Below are 14,534 nucleotides of genomic sequence, written 5' to 3'. Positions count from 1 at the left end.
GTTACGCACGTGACGCCCGCACATCACGGACAGGTACCGCCCCCACGGCCAACACGGTGATCGTCGGTGTGGTGGTCGCCACGCTCGCCATGCCCGTGCGGCCGGGCGACCGGGCGAGGCCGAGCGTGGACACCGGCCCGACCTGCGACGAGGCTCCCGCAGCCCCACCGGCCGAGGGCCCGACGCCCGCCACGTGGACCGAGGGAGGACTGGTGGTGTACTTCGGCTACGTAAGGCGGCCACAGGGAGTGTGATGGTGGAGAAGCTCGGCTCACGTCAGGTGTACGCGAACCCGTGGATGACGGTCCGCGAGGACGACATCCGACGGGCGGACGGCACCACGGGCATCTACGGCGTGGTCGACAAACCCGCGTACGCGTTGGTCGTCCCGCTCGACGGCGAACGGCTGCGGCTGGTCGAGCAGTACCGCTACCCACTGGGCCTGCGGCGCTGGGAGTTCCCGCAGGGCACCGCGCCCGACCGGGCCGAGGCCGACCCCCTCGAACTCGCCGCCCGCGAACTGCGCGAGGAGACCGGCCTGCGCGCCGGGAAGCTGGTCGAACTCGGCAACCTGGACGTGGCACCGGGCATGTCCAGCCAGCGCGGCCGGGTGTTCCTGGCGACCGAGCTGACCGAGGGCGACCACGAGCGCGAGCAGGAGGAGCAGGACATGCGCTCGGCGTGGTTCCCGCGTGCCGAGGTCGAGGCGATGATGGCGCGCGGCGAGATCACCGACGCGCAGTCGATCGCCGCGTACACCCTGCTCCTGCTGCACGAACACGCGCAGCCGTGATCACCGAGTCGACCTCGGCCGGCCTGCTCGCCGACGCGGACGAACTGGCCGACCTGCTGCTCACGGTCGTCGCGGGCGGCTCGTCGGTCGGGTTCCTGGCGACGTTGACGCACGCCGAAGCCGTGACGTGGTGGCGTGGCCTGGCCGCGCCGCTGGCCAACGGCGCGCTGACGCTGTGGGTCGCCCGCGCCGAGGGCCGGATCGTCGGCACGGTGCAGCTCAGGCACGGCACGATGCCCAACGGCACGCACCGCGCGGAGGTGGCCAAGCTGATGGTCGCCCCGTCCGCCCGGGGTTGGGGCGTCGGCCGCCGCCTGCTCGACACGGCCGAACGCGGCGCGGCCCGGCTGGGTCGGACGCTGCTGGTCCTGGACACCGAGACGGGCTCGCCCGCCGAGAACCTGTACCGGTCGGCGGGCTGGACCGAGGTGGGCCGCATCCCGGACTTCGCCGCCGACCCGGGCGGCGCCCTGCGGCCGACCACCCTGTTCTACAAGCTTGCAACCGCCGGGACCCCGCCCACCGTCCCATGACCATGAGAATCCGCTTGGTGGTGCTGGCCCTCCTGCTCACGGGGTGCGCGTCGGGGAACGCCCTGCCCCCGGCGGGTTCGAACCCCACGACCACCCCGGTCGAGCCGAGCGCCGCGCCGGGCACCTCGACGCCACCGGGTTTCGCGCCCGTCGACACGGGTTTCCCGGTGACCGCGACCCCGCGTCCGATCGTCATGCCCGGCGGTCGGCTCGGCCTGCTCGGCGACTTCTCCGAGGCACAACGGGAGGCCGCCCGGCGCCACGCGTTCAAGCTGAGCACGACCGTCCAGGCGCCGCAGACCCCCGGCCCCCAGGAGATCTTCCTGCCGACCGGCGAGAAGGTCACCACGCGGGTGATCGACGCGGCCGAGGCGTACCAGGCCATGACGTCGCTGCCCGACGACCCGACGGCGATCGAGATCGTCGAGATCGAACGGATCAAGGCCACCGTCACCACCGACCGCGGCCGGATCGACATCCCGGCATGGTCCTTCCACCTGGCCGGCGGCGGGGAGGTGACGTGGCCCGCGATCGACCCGAGCCTGTTCTGGAACCCGGACAACCTGAAGGCCACGACGCTCGGCAACGGCGCGATCGCCCAGGGCTCGACGCTGACCGTCGTGCTGCCCGACGCCCCGGCACCGTGCCCCGGCCACCAGCCCGCGACGAACGAGGCCGTCGCGGTCGAGTCGGACCTGTCCGTGACCCTGTCCGTGAAGACCGTCGGCGACCCGGGCGAGTGCGTGCGCACCCAGGAGGTCAAGACGAAGAAGTACAAGATCGAGCTGTCGAAGCCGGTGGGGAACAGGCTGGTCCTCGACACCGGCGGCGGCGTGTTCGACGTCGCGACCGCGCCGTAGGTCAGGCCGGCACCCGGAACGTCCGGCGGTACGCGTCGGGCGCCACGCCGAGTTCGGCACGCAGCCGTCGACGCAGGTTGGCGGCCGTGCCGAGCCCGGCGCGTTCGGCCACGCGGTCCACCGGCAGGTCCGTGGTCTCCAGCAGCCGTTGGGCGAGCAGCACGCGCTGGGTCTGGAGCCACCGGCCGGGCGTGCTGCCGGTGACCGCGAGCCACGTCCGGTGGAAGGTGCGTTCGCTCAGCCCGGCGTGCGCGGCGAGGTCGGCCACGCCGATGGGGTCCGCGAGCCGGTCGACCGCCCAGTCCACGGTGGCCGCGATCCCCGAACCGGGCCGACTGGGCAACGGCGGCTCCACGTACTGGCGCTGGTCGCCGTGGCGCACGGGCGGCATCACCAGGCGGCGGGCCAGGGTCGCGGCGGCGTCCGCCCCGAGTTCGCGGCGCACCAGGTGCAGGCACAGGTCGAACCCGCCGACCACGCCCGCCGACGTGAGCACCCGGCCCTCGGACGTGAACAGCACGTCGTGCCGCACGTCGACCGCCGGGGCGCGCTCGGCCAAGGCGTCGAGCAACATCCAGTGCGTGGTGGCCGGGAGCCCGTCGAGCAGTCCGGCCGCCGCGAGCGTGAACGCACCGGAGCACAACGCCGCGATCGCGCCCCCAAAGTCCCGCAACGCCTCGACCGCCACCGCGGGCACCGGCTGGAACGGGTCGACCCGCCCCGGAACCACGACGAGATCGCAGTCGACGAGCCCGGACAGGTCGTGCGTCGCCGGGATCACGCCGAACGGGTGCACGGGCGTGGACACCCCGTCCGGCGCGCACATCCGCACCTCGAACGGCCCGACCCCGGCGTCCACCCGCCCGACGCCCCACACCTCGCCGACCACGGCGACGTCGAACATCCGACTGCCCGGCAACACCAGGACCCCGATCGTCCGCATGGCAGGAAAGTACCGGATCGCGCCACTTCTGCCACTGTCCGGGCGTGGTGGCGGAAAGCCACGATCACAGCCATGACCTCAGCCCTGATCCTCATCGACGTGCAGCGCGGCTTCGACAACCCCGTCCTGGGCCCGCGCAACAACCCCGACGCCGAAGCCAACATCGCGGCCCTGCTCGGCGCGTGGACCGGCACGCTCGTGCTCGTCCGCCACGACTCCGTCGAGCCCGGCTCGCCCCTGGAACCCGGCACCGAGGGCAACACGTTCAAGCCCGTGCTCGACGGCGTCGTGCCGCACCTGCTGTTCGGCAAGAAGGTCCACTCGGCGTTCCACGGCGAGGTCGACCTGCACGCCTGGCTGACCGGACGGGGCATCACGGAGATCGTGCTGGCGGGCATCCAGACCAACATGTGCGTCGAGACCACGGCCCGCCTCGGCCACAACCTCGGCTACCGGGTGAAGGTCGTGCTGGACGCCACCTACACGTTCGACCTCGGCGACCTCACCGCGGACCAGCTCGCCCAGGCCACCGCGACCAACCTGGCCGGCGGCCGGTTCGCGCAGATCGTGTCCACGAAGGACGTCACGGGCTGACCGATTGCCCACCGGACGGCGGCGGGAGGAGCATGGTCGGTCGTGACCACGCTCACCCCGCTGCTGATCCTGACCGTCGTGCTCGGCCTGCTGGCCCTGGTGCTGCGGTGGGCGTTCGGCAGCGACCGCCGGGGCGTGCCGGACCACACCGGGACCGACTTCGGGTTGCTGACCGAGGTCGCGGTCGTGCCCACGCCCGAGGCGGCGCAGGTGCTCGCGTCACGCTTGCGCAGGTCCCGCATCCGGGTGACGGTCGTCAACCGCGACCACGGACACCGGCTCCTGGTCTTCCCCGCCGACGCCGCCGAGGCCCGGCTCGTGCTGCGGGACGTCTAGGACTCCGCGCTCCCGGGACGCGGTCCACACGGCGGCGAGCGCGGCGACCGTGAGCATGGCGCCCAGGACGTGCAGGGCGGCGAGCACGATCGGCACGCCGATCCGGTACTGCACCACGCCGACCACCGCCTGTGCCAGGACGGCCGCGACCAGCAGCGGGTAGCGACGGTTTCGCGCGACGAACCCCAGCGCCACCACCAGGCCCAGGAACAGGAACAGCAGGTCGGCGTGGACCTGCGCGAGCACCGAGACCGGAAGCGCGAGCCGAGGCGTGCCGGCGTCGCCCGCGTGCGGCCCGGCACCCGTGACCAGCGTGCCGCTGACGAGCACGGCACCGAGCACCACCGCGGTCGCGACGAGCAACGGCCGGGGCGCGTGCCACCGGGCCGGGCCGTCACCCTCGTTTGCGGCAGCGGCCAACAGCACCGCGCACCACACCAGGACCGGCGAGGGCAGGAAGTGCAGGGCGACCGTCCACCACTCCAGCCCCATCAGGACCGTGAACCCGCCCACGACCCCCTGTGCGAGCACCCCGAGGGGCATGGTCGCGGCCAACAGGAGGAACCGACGCCGCCGGGGACGCCCGACCCACGCCACCAGGAAGGCGATCGCGGCCACCACCCCGACACCGACCCCGAGCAGCCGGTTGCCGAACTCGATCCACTGGTGGACCTGCCCGAGTTCGGGGTGCTCGACCGGGAACATGCTGCCCGGCGCGCACTCCGGCCAGGTGGGACACCCCAGCCCGGACCCCGTCACGCGCACCACCGCGCCGCCCAAGGCGACCAGGACCTGGGCCACCACGGCGGCCCACCCCACACCTCGCCGGACACCAGGCCGTGAAGCCCAGTCCGCCAACCGTGTACGCACCGACCCGGAAAAGTCCCTAGCCCTGCACCCGGTCCACGGTCGCGCCCAGCCGCCGCAGGTTCTCGACGAAACCGGGGTAGCCGCGCTCGATGTGGAAGATCTCGTACACCTCGGTCACGCCGTCCGCGCACAGCCCGGCCAGCACCAGCCCGGCGCCCGCCCGGATGTCGGAGGCCCACACCGGCGCGCTCGACAGCCGTTCGATGCCCCGGACCACCGCGTGGTGGCCGTCGGTGCGCGCGTCGGCGCCCAGCCGCACCATCTCCTCGATGAACCGGAACCGCGCCTCGAACAGGTTCTCGGTGATCATCGACGTGCCGTCGGACACCGTCGACAACGCGATCGCGAACGGCTGGAGGTCGGTCGCGAAACCCGGGTAGGGCAACGTCACGAAGTCCACCGACGTCGGCCGGTCCCGTTGCACCACGCGGAAACCGCCGTCGACGATCGTCACCTCGGCACCCGCCGTGCGCAGCTTCTCCAGCACCAGGTCGAGGTGGTGCGGGTCCACGCCGCGCACCGTGATGTCGCCCTGGGTCATGGCCGCCGCGAACGCCCACGTCGCACCCACGATCCGGTCGCCGATGACGCGGTGCGTGGTCGGCTTGAGTTCCGTCACGCCGTGCACGGTCAGCGTGGACGTGCCCGCGCCCTCGATCCGGGCGCCCATCTCCACGAGCATCGTGCAGATGTCGACGATCTCCGGCTCGCGCGCGGCGTTGTCGATCACCGTCGTGCCGTCCGCCAGCACCGCGGCCATCAGGATGTTCTCGGTCGCGCCCACGCTGGGGAAGTCCAGCCAGATCTGCGCGCCGTGCAGGCCCTGCGCCTCGGCCACCACACAGCCGTGCTCGATCTCGCTCGTGGCGCCGAGCTTGCGCAGTCCGTTCTGGTGCATGTCCAACGGCCGCGAGCCGATCGCGTCACCGCCGGGCAGCGCCACGACCGCGCGCTTGCACCGGCCGACCAGCGGGCCGAGCACGCAGACGCTCGCGCGCAGCTTGCCCATGGCCTCGGAGTCGGCCCGGTGGTCGAGTTCCTTCGGGGTCGTGATCGTGGCGACGTCGCCTTCGAGCGTCACCTCGCAGCCCAGGCTGCGCAGGACGTCGGCCATGAGCGGGACGTCGAGGATCTCCGGGCAGTTGGTGATGGTGGTCGTGCCCTCGGCCAGCAGGGCCGCCGCCATCAGTTTCAGCACGCTGTTCTTGGCACCGACGACGTCGACGTCGCCGACCAGCCGCGCACCGCCCTTGACCCGGAAGTGCTCGCTCACCAAGGAAACTCCTCTGTCGGCTTTGCCGCGAATCCTACGTACGGCACTGGATCGGTCCGGTCCGGGGTCTTGGCCATACAGTGCCGGTATGGCTGTTCACCTCACCAAGATCTACACGCGGGTCGGCGACGACGGCACGACCGGTCTCGGCGACTTCTCCCGGGTGCCCAAGACCTCGCCCCGGATCGCGGCCTACGCGGACGTGGACGAGACCAACGCCGCTCTGGGCGTGGTGCTGGCTCTGGGCTCTCCTGCCGACGATGTGGCGTCGGTGGTGCTCAAGGTGCAGAACGACCTGTTCGACGTGGGGGCGGATCTGTGCACGCCGATCGTGCCTTCTCCCGAGTACCCGCCTTTGCGCGTGACCCAGGCCTACGTGGATCGTCTCGAGGGGTGGTGCGACGAGTTCAACTCGGGCCTGCCCAAGCTGGATTCGTTCATCCTCAACGGGGGCACGCCCGCGGCGGCCCTCCTGCACCAGGCCCGGGTGATCGCCCGCCGGGCCGAGCGCTCCGCCTGGGTCCTTCTGGAGTCGTCCCCGGAGGACACCAACATCCTGACGGCCAAGTACCTCAACCGGCTGTCCGACCTGCTCTTCATCCTGGCCCGCGTGGCCAACCCCGACGGGGACGTCCTCTGGCAACCCGGCGCCCACGCCTGACCCGCGAGTTATGCACTCGGACACCGCGAGTTGTGCGTTCAGACACCGCGAGTTGTGCACTCGGGCACTGTGAGTTGGCTGCCGTCGTGGGTTGCGCCAGATGCTGCCGGGGCTGTCGCTGATGTGCCCGCCCCTGGCAGCGGTATCGGCTTCGTGCCGTCCGGTCAGCTTGCCCAGGGAATGGAGCGGCCCGGAGGCGCTGATTCCAGCCAGCTCAGAAAGCCGGTCAGCGCGTCCGGGCCCATCGCGATCTCCACGGGTTCGCCCTTGGCCCCGCGACACGCGAGCACCTTCGCTCCGGACGGCATCGCGTACGCCTCCGGCGCGGTCGGCTCGCGGCGCTCGTCGATCTCGAACCCGTCGCGGCTGATGGTCTTGTCCGGGCCGGTCCGCAGGCTCAGCACTCTGAACCACACGAACTCGTCACCCCGGTAGTGCCCCACGCCCAGGTGCCAGCCCCGGCCCGACTCGTCGAGTCTCGTGCGCAGGGCCACGTGCACGCCGCCCGCCCGCAACAGGCGAAGGCGGCGCCACACGAAGTACGCGAGCAGGATCGCCACGACGAACAGGACCACCCCGACCAACTCGGCGATCCCCACGGCGCTGCCCGCTCTGGCCGGTCAGGCGGAGTGTCCGACGGCGGCACGCAACCGGGCTGCCGCCCGTACGCGCTCCACCTCGTCCAGGTCCGCGCTCAGGGCCTGCTTGGCCGCTTCCACGTCGATCTCGCCCGACAACGCGGCGTCCTCCGCGAGGATGCTCACCTCGGTCCCGGTGACCGACAGGAAGCCGCCGTGCACGGCCGCCGTCACGGTGTGGCCGTCGGTCGTCTTGATCCGGACGACGCCGCCCTCGGTCAGCTGACCGAGCACCGGCTCGTGGCCCGGCAGGATGCCGATCTCGCCCTCGGTCGTCTGCGCGACCACCAAGGTGGCGCGGCCGGACCAGAGTCGGCGTTCCACGGCGACCAGCTGGACGGTCATCTCGGCCACGGCATCTCCCTTGTCAGACTGGGGTCGTGTGCAGTCTAAACGGTCGCTTCGCGGGCTCGCCGCACCACTCCCGCCCGGCGGTGCCACACTCGCACGGGTGACGGCACCCAAGTCGCTGCTGGGACGGGCCTTCGCGCTGCTCGCCGTCTTCACCGCGCAGCGCCCGGTGGCGTCCCTGTCGGATCTGTCACGCGGCTGCGGACTGCCGCTGAGCACCACGCACCGCCTCGTGCGCGAACTCGTCGCCTGGCGGGCGCTGGAACGCCGCCCGGACGGCCGCTACGCCATCGGCCTGCGCCTCTGGGAACTCGGCGTGCTCTCCCCCGGCAGCCGCGACCTGCGTGAACGTGCCGTGCCCTTCCTGGAGGACCTGTACGAGGTCACCCGGCACAACGTCCAGCTCGCCATCCGCGACGACCTGGACACGCTCTACGTCGAACGCCTCTCCGGCCCGAACGCGGTCAGCATCCTCACCCGGACCGGCGACCGGCTCCCCCTGCACGCGACCGGCGTCGGGCTGGTGCTGCTCGCCAACGCGCCCGCCGACGTCCGGCAGCGGGTCCTGGACGGCCCGCTCAAGCGCTTCACGGCCCGCACCATCACCACGGCCGCCAAGCTGCGCGAGACCCTCGCCCAGGTCCGACGGGACGACTACGCGGTCAGCGACCGCCAGATCGAGATGACCACCTACTCGGTGGCCGCACCCGTCCGCGACGCCTCGGGCGAGGTGGTCGCAGCCGTGTCCGTGGTCGTGCCCGCCGGCACGCGTCGCGAGACCGTGCTCCCGGCTGTGCGCACGTGCGGGCTGGCGTTGTCCCGTGAACTGGGGAACCGGCCGTAACGCGAAAGGGCCGCCCCCGTAGGGACGGCCCTCAAGCGTCGGACGTCAGTTGCCCGCGAGCTTCTTGGCGTTGGCCTCGACGTCGTCCAACCCGCCGCAGGAGAAGAACGCCTGCTCGGGCAGGTGGTCGTACTCGCCCTTGCACACGCGGTCGAACGCGTCGATCGTGTCCTTGATCGGCACGAACGAGCCGGGCTGGCCGGTGAACTTCTCGGCCACGATGAAGTTCTGGCCGAGGAAGCGCTCGATGCGCCGCGCGCGACCCACGAGCACCTTGTCCTCTTCGGACAGTTCGTCCATGCCGAGGATGGCGATGATGTCCTGCAGTTCCTTGTACTTCTGCAGGATCCGCTTGACCTCCTGCGCCACCCGGTAGTGCTCCTCGCCGACGATCGACGGCTCGAGGATCCGGGAGGACGAGGACAGCGGGTCCACCGCCGGGTAGATGCCCTTCTGGGAGATCGGACGGGAAAGCTCCGTCGTCGCGTCCAGGTGGGCGAAGGTGGTGGCCGGCGCCGGGTCGGTGTAGTCGTCGGCGGGCACGTAGATCGCCTGCAGCGAGGTGATCGACTTGCCGCGCGTCGAGGTGATCCGCTCCTGCAGCTCGCCCATCTCGTCCGCCAGCGTCGGCTGGTAGCCCACGGCCGAAGGCATGCGGCCCAGCAGGGTCGACACCTCGGAACCGGCCTGGGTGAAGCGGAAGATGTTGTCGATGAACAGCAGCACGTCCTGGTTCTGGACGTCGCGGAAGTACTCCGCCATGGTCAGCGCCGAGAGCGCGACGCGCATACGCGTGCCGGGCGGCTCGTCCATCTGACCGAAGACGAGCGCGGTGTCGTTGAGCACGCCCATCTCCTCCATTTCCAGGAGGAGGTCGGTGCCCTCACGGGTGCGCTCGCCGACGCCGGCGAACACCGACGTGCCGGAGAACTCGCGGGCGATACGGGTGATCATCTCCTGGATGAGCACCGTCTTGCCCACGCCCGCGCCGCCGAACAGGCCGATCTTGCCGCCCTTGACGTACGGGGTCAGCAGGTCGATGACCTTGATGCCCGTTTCCAGGATCTCGGTCTTGCCCTCGAGCTGGTCGAACGACGGCGCCTTGCGGTGGATGCCCCACTGCTCGCCGTCGCGGCCGAGGCCAGGCTGGTCGAGGCAGTCGCCGAGGGCGTTGAACACGTGGCCCTTGACGATGTCGCCGACCGGCACCTGGATGGAGTGGCCGGTGTCGGTCACGGCGGCGCCGCGGACCAGACCGTCGGTCGGCTGCATCGAGATGGTGCGGACGAGGTTGTCGCCGAGGTGCTGGGCGACTTCCAGGGTGAGCGTCTTCGCGACCGCCTCGTAGGTGATCTCGACGCTCAGTGCGTTGAACAGCTCCGGCACGGCGTCACGCGGGAACTCCACGTCGACGACGGCGCCGATCACCCGGACCACACGGCCGGTGCGGGTGGTGGTGGCAGTAGCACTCATGTCACTCATCACTTCCTGCGCCACCGGTAAGCGCGGAGGCGCCACCGACGATCTCGCTGATCTCCTGGGTGATCTGGGCCTGGCGGGCCGCGTTCGCCTGCCGGCTCAGGTTGCGGACCAGCTCCGAGGCGTTGTCCGTCGCCGCCTTCATCGCGGTCCGGCGTGCCGCCGACTCCGACGCGGCGGCGTCGAGCAGTGCCGAGAACAACCTGGTCTTGACGTACTTGGGCAGCAACGCGCCGAGCAGCGTCTCCGCGCTCGGCTCGAAGGAGTACACCGACCGGACCTTCTGCGGCGTCGCGTCGTACTCGACGTCCATCGGCGCGATCCGCCGGGCGACCGGCGTCTGGGTCAGCATCGAGTGGAACTCGGTGTAGACCACGTGCAGCTCGTCGACGCCCTGGCCGCCGTTGTCCGTGCCCTCGACGAACGCGTTGACGACCGTGTCACCGGTCTCGACCGCGTTGACGTAGTGGGGTAGCTGGGAGAAGCCCGTCCACTCGCCGGCGATGGTGCGCTGCCGGAAGCGGTAGTAGCCCACGCCCTTGCGGCCGACGACGTAGAGCACCGGCTCCTTGCCCTCGGACCGCAGCAGCGCGATGAGCTGCTCGGCCTCCTTGAGCACGTTGGCGTTGTAGCCACCGCACATGCCCTTGTCGCTGGTCACCACGATGACGCCCGCGCGCTTGGGGTTCTTGCGCTCGGTCAGCAGCGGGTGGTCCAGGTTCGAGGAGGCGGTCGCGAGTTCGGTCAGGACGCGGGTGATCTCCTCGGTGTACGGGCGCGACGCCTCGACCCGTCCCTGGGCCTTCGCCAGGCGCGAGGTCGCGATCAGCTCGTACGCCTTCGTGATCTTCTTGGTCGAGTTGACCGAGCGGATACGGGTGCGCAGTTCGCGAATCTGTGCCGCCATGCCTACATCACTTCTCGGTCGGGTCGGGTCGGTTGACCTTGACCGACTCGTGCCCGACCTCGTCGGCGCCCAGCGCGGTGGCGGCGGCCTCGTTGACCTTGGTCGCACCACCGGAGGCGGTGAACTGCTGCTTGAAGTCGTCGACCGCGGACACCAGACCGTTGCGGGCGTCGTCCGAGAGCTGCTTGGTCTCGCGGATGCCCGACAGGATCGCGGTGTGGTTGCGCCGCAGGTGGTCGAGGAACTCGGTCTCGAAGCGGCGGATGTCGCCGACCGGGACGGAGTCGAGGTGGCCCTGCGTGCCGATGAAGATCGACACGACCTGCTCCTCGACCGGGAACGGCGAGTACTGGCCCTGCTTGAGCAGCTCGACCAGCCGGGCACCGCGGTCGAGCTGGGCGCGCGACGCGGCGTCGAGGTCGGACGCGAACGCGGAGAACGCCTCCAGCTCGCGGAACTGCGACAGGTCCAGGCGCAGCGAGCCCGACACCTGCTTCATGGCCTTGATCTGCGCGGCGCCACCGACGCGGGAGACCGAGATACCGACGTTCACGGCCGGGCGGACGCCGGCGTTGAACAGGTCGGACTCGAGGAAGCACTGGCCGTCGGTGATCGAGATGACGTTGGTCGGGATGTACGCCGACACGTCGTTGGCCTTGGTCTCGATGATCGGCAGACCGGTCATCGAGCCGCCGCCCAGCTCGTCGGACAGCTTCGCGCAACGCTCCAGCAGGCGCGAGTGCAAGTAGAAGACGTCGCCCGGGTACGCCTCACGGCCCGGCGGGCGGCGCAGCAGCAGGGAGATGGCGCGGTACGCCTCGGCCTGCTTGGTCAGGTCGTCGAACACGATCAGGACGTGCTTGCCCTGGTACATCCAGTGCTGGCCGATGGCCGAGCCGGTGTAGGGGGCGAGCCACTTGAAGCCGGCCGAGTCGGACGCGGGCGCCGCGACGATGGTCGTGTACTCCAAGGCGCCGGCCTCTTCCAGCGCGGCCTTGACGCCCGCGATGGTGGAGCCCTTCTGGCCGACGGCGACGTACACGCAGCGGACCTGCTGCGTCGGGTCGCCCGACTCCCACGCCTTCTTCTGGTTGATGATCGTGTCGATGCAGACCGCGGTCTTGCCGGTCTTGCGGTCGCCGATGATCAACTGGCGCTGGCCGCGGCCGATCGGCGTCATCGCGTCGATCGACTTGATGCCGGTCTGCATCGGCTCGCCGACGGGCTGGCGCTGGAGCACCGTCGCGGCCTGGAGTTCCAGGGCGCGGACGTCGTCGGCGACGACGTCGCCCAGGCCGTCGATCGGCTGGCCGAGCGGGTTGACCACGCGGCCGAGGAAGCCGTCGCCGACGGGCACCGAGAGGACCCGGCCCGTCCGCTTGACCTCCTGGCCTTCTTCGATCTTGTCGAAGTCACCCAGGATGACCGCACCGATGGTGCGGACCTCGAGGTTCAGGGCGACGCCCAGCACGCCGCCCGGGAACTCGAGGATCTCGTTGGTCATCGTCCCCGGCAGGCCCTCGACGATGGCGATGCCGTCGTAGGTCTCCGCGACGACGCCGACCTCTTCCCGGCTGACTTCCGGGGAGTAGGTCGAGACGTACTTCTCGATCGCACTGCGGATCTCGTCCGACGAGATCGTCAGCTCCGCCATGTCGTTCCTGCTCTCACTTCTCGTTCAGGGAAAGGGGCTTCGGGGGCCGCGGTTCCGGTTCGTCAGCCGGCGAGATCGCGGCGCAGTGCCGCCAGCCGACCGGCGACGCTGCCGTCGATCACTTCATCGCCGATCTTGATCAGCAGACCACCGCGCAGCGTCGGGTCGACCTCGACGTGCAGCGCGATCGGACGCGAGTAGATCCGGGTCAGCGTCGCTTCGAGCCGGTCCTGCTGCGCCGCGTCCAACTCGACGGCGGAACGGACATGCGCGACGGAGCGCTCCCGGCGCTTGGCCGCCAGGGCGGCCAGCTCGCCGAGTCCCACGACGACGCTGCGGCCACGCGGAGCGCGGACCAACTGGTCGACGAGGGTCTTGGTGACGTCGTCGACCTTGCCCGCGATCAGGCTGTCGACCAGGGCGACCTTGCCGGCGCCGATGGCGCCCGCGTCGGTCAGGGCGCGTTCCAGCTCGTGGTTGCCCGCGACGATGCGGCCGAGCCGGAACAGCTCGTCCTCGACCGCGTCCAGGCGACCGGCCCGCTCGGCCCGCACCAGCAGCGTGGTACGGGCGAGCGACTCGATGCCGTCGACCAGCTCGCGCGGGCTCGACCAGCGGGCGGTGACGACCGTGGTCAGCACCTGAAGGGTCGCGGCCGAGACCTTGCCGTCGAGCAGGCCGCGCAGCAGCCGCTCACGGCTTTCGGGCTCGGACGAGTTCTCCGCGAGTGCCCGACGCAGCGCGATCTGCCCGGTGAGCAGGTCGACCACGGCGAACAGTTCCTCGCCGAGACCGTCGACGACGGTGGCGTTGCCCGTGTCGTCCAGGACCTCCAGCAGCCGCAGTTCGGCGGCGGCCAGGGCGTCCCGGCTAGCGGCGTGCAGCGTCATCGGCGTTCCCTCACTTGGCGGCCGGAGCGGACGCGCCGTCCAGCTCGGCCAGGAAGCGGTCGACGGTGCCCCTGCGGCGCACCTCGTCCTCCAGGGACTCGCCGACCACGCGGTCGGCCAGGTCGACGGCCAGCTTGCCCAGCTCGCCGCGCAGTTCCGCGACGATCTGCGCGCGCTGGGTCTCCAGCTGCGTCTGGCCCTGCGCGACGATGCGACCCGCTTCCTCCTGCGCCTTGGCGCGGAGTTCGGCGATGATCGCCTCGCCCTCGATGCGGGCGTCGTCACGGATGCGCGCGGCCTCGGCACGCGCCTCGGCCAGCTGGTCCCGGTACTGCGCCAGGGCCTGCTGCGCCTCGACCTGCGCCTGCTCCGCCTTCGCGATGCCGCCCTCGATCTTGGCGGTGCGCTCCTCGTACAACGCCTCGAAGCGCGGCGAAACGAACTTCTTGATGACGAAGAAGAGCAGCAGGAACGCGATCAGGCCGACGATGATCTCGACCGTGTGAGGGACGACCGGATTGACCGGCCCCTCCGCCAGGATGAGGGAATTCATCACGAACCCTTTCGTTGCGATGAAAACTCGATCAGGCGGCGGTCGCGATGAAGTACACGACGAAGCCGATCAGGGCGAGGACCTCGACGATGGCGAAGGTGGTCCACGCCAGGCCGAGCAGCACGCCGCGGGCCTCGGGCTGACGGGCGGTGCCGCTGATGACCGAAGAGAAGATCAGACCCACGCCGATGCCCGGGCCGATCGCCGCGAGGCCGTAGCCGATGGCCGCAAGACCCGGGTTGATGCTGGCGGCGGCGTCCTGGGCCAGAACGAGAGCGCTCACTGTGGTGTTCCCTTTCCAACTCGGTCCGCGAACTCTCGCGGATCGGAGGCTTTGCGTTTACTCGGTGTGCGC

At 70.8% G+C, this 14,534-nt stretch carries 19 protein-coding genes; 8 read left to right on the top strand and 11 right to left on the bottom strand.

What is annotated here, in order from left to right; all coding sequences use genetic code 11:
• Positions 1–56 precede the first annotated feature (56 nt).
• The 4 genes from F4559_RS04755 to F4559_RS04740 are packed head-to-tail and all read left to right on the top strand — an operon-like array spanning position 57 to position 2,186.
• Positions 57–254: a hypothetical protein gene (locus F4559_RS04755; RefSeq protein WP_184666356.1), complete on the top strand. Its 198-nt coding sequence runs from the start codon at positions 57–59 to the stop codon at positions 252–254.
• A complete protein-coding gene (locus F4559_RS04750; RefSeq protein WP_184666355.1) occupies positions 254–793 on the top strand; it encodes an NUDIX domain-containing protein in 540 nt (179 codons plus the stop codon). The genes F4559_RS04755 and F4559_RS04750 overlap by 1 nt, the downstream gene beginning before the upstream one ends.
• Positions 790–1,326: a GNAT family N-acetyltransferase gene (locus F4559_RS04745; RefSeq protein WP_184666354.1), complete on the top strand. Its 537-nt coding sequence runs from the start codon at positions 790–792 to the stop codon at positions 1,324–1,326. The genes F4559_RS04750 and F4559_RS04745 overlap by 4 nt, the downstream gene beginning before the upstream one ends.
• A gap of 2 nt (positions 1,327–1,328) precedes the next feature.
• Positions 1,329–2,186, top strand: a complete 858-nt coding sequence (locus F4559_RS04740; RefSeq protein WP_184666353.1) for a hypothetical protein — start codon at positions 1,329–1,331, stop codon at positions 2,184–2,186.
• A 1-nt stretch (position 2,187) separates the two neighbouring features.
• Here F4559_RS04740 and F4559_RS04735 read toward each other — a convergent pair whose 3' ends face one another.
• Positions 2,188–3,129: a GlxA family transcriptional regulator gene (locus tag F4559_RS04735; protein WP_184666352.1), complete on the bottom strand. Its 942-nt coding sequence runs from the start codon at positions 3,127–3,129 to the stop codon at positions 2,188–2,190.
• 72 nt (positions 3,130–3,201) lie between these two features.
• Here F4559_RS04735 and F4559_RS04730 point away from each other — a divergent pair, with 72 nt between their 5' ends.
• Together F4559_RS04730 and F4559_RS04725 are read left to right on the top strand one after the other, a co-directional pair.
• Positions 3,202–3,723: a cysteine hydrolase family protein gene (locus tag F4559_RS04730; protein ID WP_184666351.1), complete on the top strand. Its 522-nt coding sequence runs from the start codon at positions 3,202–3,204 to the stop codon at positions 3,721–3,723.
• Positions 3,724–3,765: 42 nt separating this feature from the next.
• Positions 3,766–4,059 (top strand): hypothetical protein, encoded by a 294-nt coding sequence (locus F4559_RS04725; RefSeq protein WP_184666350.1) that lies wholly within the window; start codon positions 3,766–3,768, stop codon positions 4,057–4,059.
• Here the strand turns inward: F4559_RS04725 and F4559_RS04720 are convergent.
• A complete protein-coding gene (locus F4559_RS04720) occupies positions 3,943–4,863 on the bottom strand; it encodes a COX15/CtaA family protein (protein ID WP_312865475.1) in 921 nt (306 codons plus the stop codon). The two genes, F4559_RS04725 and F4559_RS04720, sit on opposite strands and share 117 nt — an antisense overlap.
• Positions 4,864–4,945: 82 nt before the next feature.
• Complete coding sequence (gene murA / locus F4559_RS04715; RefSeq protein WP_184666348.1) at positions 4,946–6,202, bottom strand: UDP-N-acetylglucosamine 1-carboxyvinyltransferase; 1,257 nt, start codon at positions 6,200–6,202, stop codon at positions 4,946–4,948.
• Between the two features lie 88 nt (positions 6,203–6,290).
• Between murA and F4559_RS04710 the strand changes: the two genes are divergently transcribed.
• The gene (locus F4559_RS04710) at positions 6,291–6,863 is read left to right on the top strand and encodes a cob(I)yrinic acid a,c-diamide adenosyltransferase (protein ID WP_184666347.1); all 573 of its coding nucleotides are present in this window, start codon (positions 6,291–6,293) and stop codon (positions 6,861–6,863) included.
• A gap of 164 nt (positions 6,864–7,027) precedes the next feature.
• On the opposite strand, the gene F4559_RS04705 is transcribed toward F4559_RS04710, so the two are convergent.
• Positions 7,028–7,462 (bottom strand): DUF2550 domain-containing protein, encoded by a 435-nt coding sequence (locus F4559_RS04705; protein ID WP_184666346.1) that lies wholly within the window; start codon positions 7,460–7,462, stop codon positions 7,028–7,030.
• A 21-nt stretch (positions 7,463–7,483) separates the two neighbouring features.
• Positions 7,484–7,846 carry a F0F1 ATP synthase subunit epsilon gene (locus F4559_RS04700; RefSeq protein WP_184666345.1) on the bottom strand — a complete coding sequence of 121 codons (363 nt, stop codon included), beginning with the start codon at positions 7,844–7,846 and terminating at the stop codon, positions 7,484–7,486.
• A 106-nt stretch (positions 7,847–7,952) separates the two neighbouring features.
• Between F4559_RS04700 and F4559_RS04695 the strand changes: the two genes are divergently transcribed.
• Positions 7,953–8,696 carry an IclR family transcriptional regulator gene (locus F4559_RS04695; RefSeq protein WP_312865474.1) on the top strand — a complete coding sequence of 248 codons (744 nt, stop codon included), beginning with the start codon at positions 7,953–7,955 and terminating at the stop codon, positions 8,694–8,696.
• A gap of 45 nt (positions 8,697–8,741) precedes the next feature.
• Here the strand turns inward: F4559_RS04695 and atpD are convergent, their stop codons facing one another.
• The 6 genes from atpD to F4559_RS04665 form a co-directional block, all read right to left on the bottom strand.
• Complete coding sequence (gene atpD / locus F4559_RS04690; RefSeq protein WP_184666343.1) at positions 8,742–10,169, bottom strand: F0F1 ATP synthase subunit beta; 1,428 nt, start codon at positions 10,167–10,169, stop codon at positions 8,742–8,744.
• 1 nt (position 10,170) lies between these two features.
• Entirely contained in the window at positions 10,171–11,082 is a 912-nt protein-coding gene (locus F4559_RS04685) for a F0F1 ATP synthase subunit gamma (protein ID WP_184666342.1), read from the bottom strand.
• Between the two features lie 7 nt (positions 11,083–11,089).
• The gene (gene atpA, locus F4559_RS04680; RefSeq protein WP_184666341.1) at positions 11,090–12,736 is read right to left on the bottom strand and encodes a F0F1 ATP synthase subunit alpha; all 1,647 of its coding nucleotides are present in this window, start codon (positions 12,734–12,736) and stop codon (positions 11,090–11,092) included.
• A gap of 62 nt (positions 12,737–12,798) precedes the next feature.
• The gene (locus F4559_RS04675) at positions 12,799–13,626 is read right to left on the bottom strand and encodes a F0F1 ATP synthase subunit delta (RefSeq protein WP_184666340.1); all 828 of its coding nucleotides are present in this window, start codon (positions 13,624–13,626) and stop codon (positions 12,799–12,801) included.
• A 10-nt stretch (positions 13,627–13,636) separates the two neighbouring features.
• Positions 13,637–14,179 carry a F0F1 ATP synthase subunit B gene (locus F4559_RS04670; RefSeq protein WP_184666339.1) on the bottom strand — a complete coding sequence of 181 codons (543 nt, stop codon included), beginning with the start codon at positions 14,177–14,179 and terminating at the stop codon, positions 13,637–13,639.
• Positions 14,180–14,210: 31 nt separating this feature from the next.
• Positions 14,211–14,462, bottom strand: coding sequence for an ATP synthase subunit C-like protein (locus F4559_RS04665; protein WP_184666338.1), 252 nt, complete (start codon positions 14,460–14,462; stop codon positions 14,211–14,213).
• Positions 14,463–14,534: the final 72 nt, after the last annotated feature.

The sequence above is a fragment of the Saccharothrix violaceirubra genome, assembly GCF_014203755.1.
Classification (GTDB): Bacteria; Actinomycetota; Actinomycetes; order Mycobacteriales; family Pseudonocardiaceae; genus Actinosynnema; species Actinosynnema violaceirubrum.
This window is presented reverse-complemented; position numbering and strand designations above follow the sequence as displayed.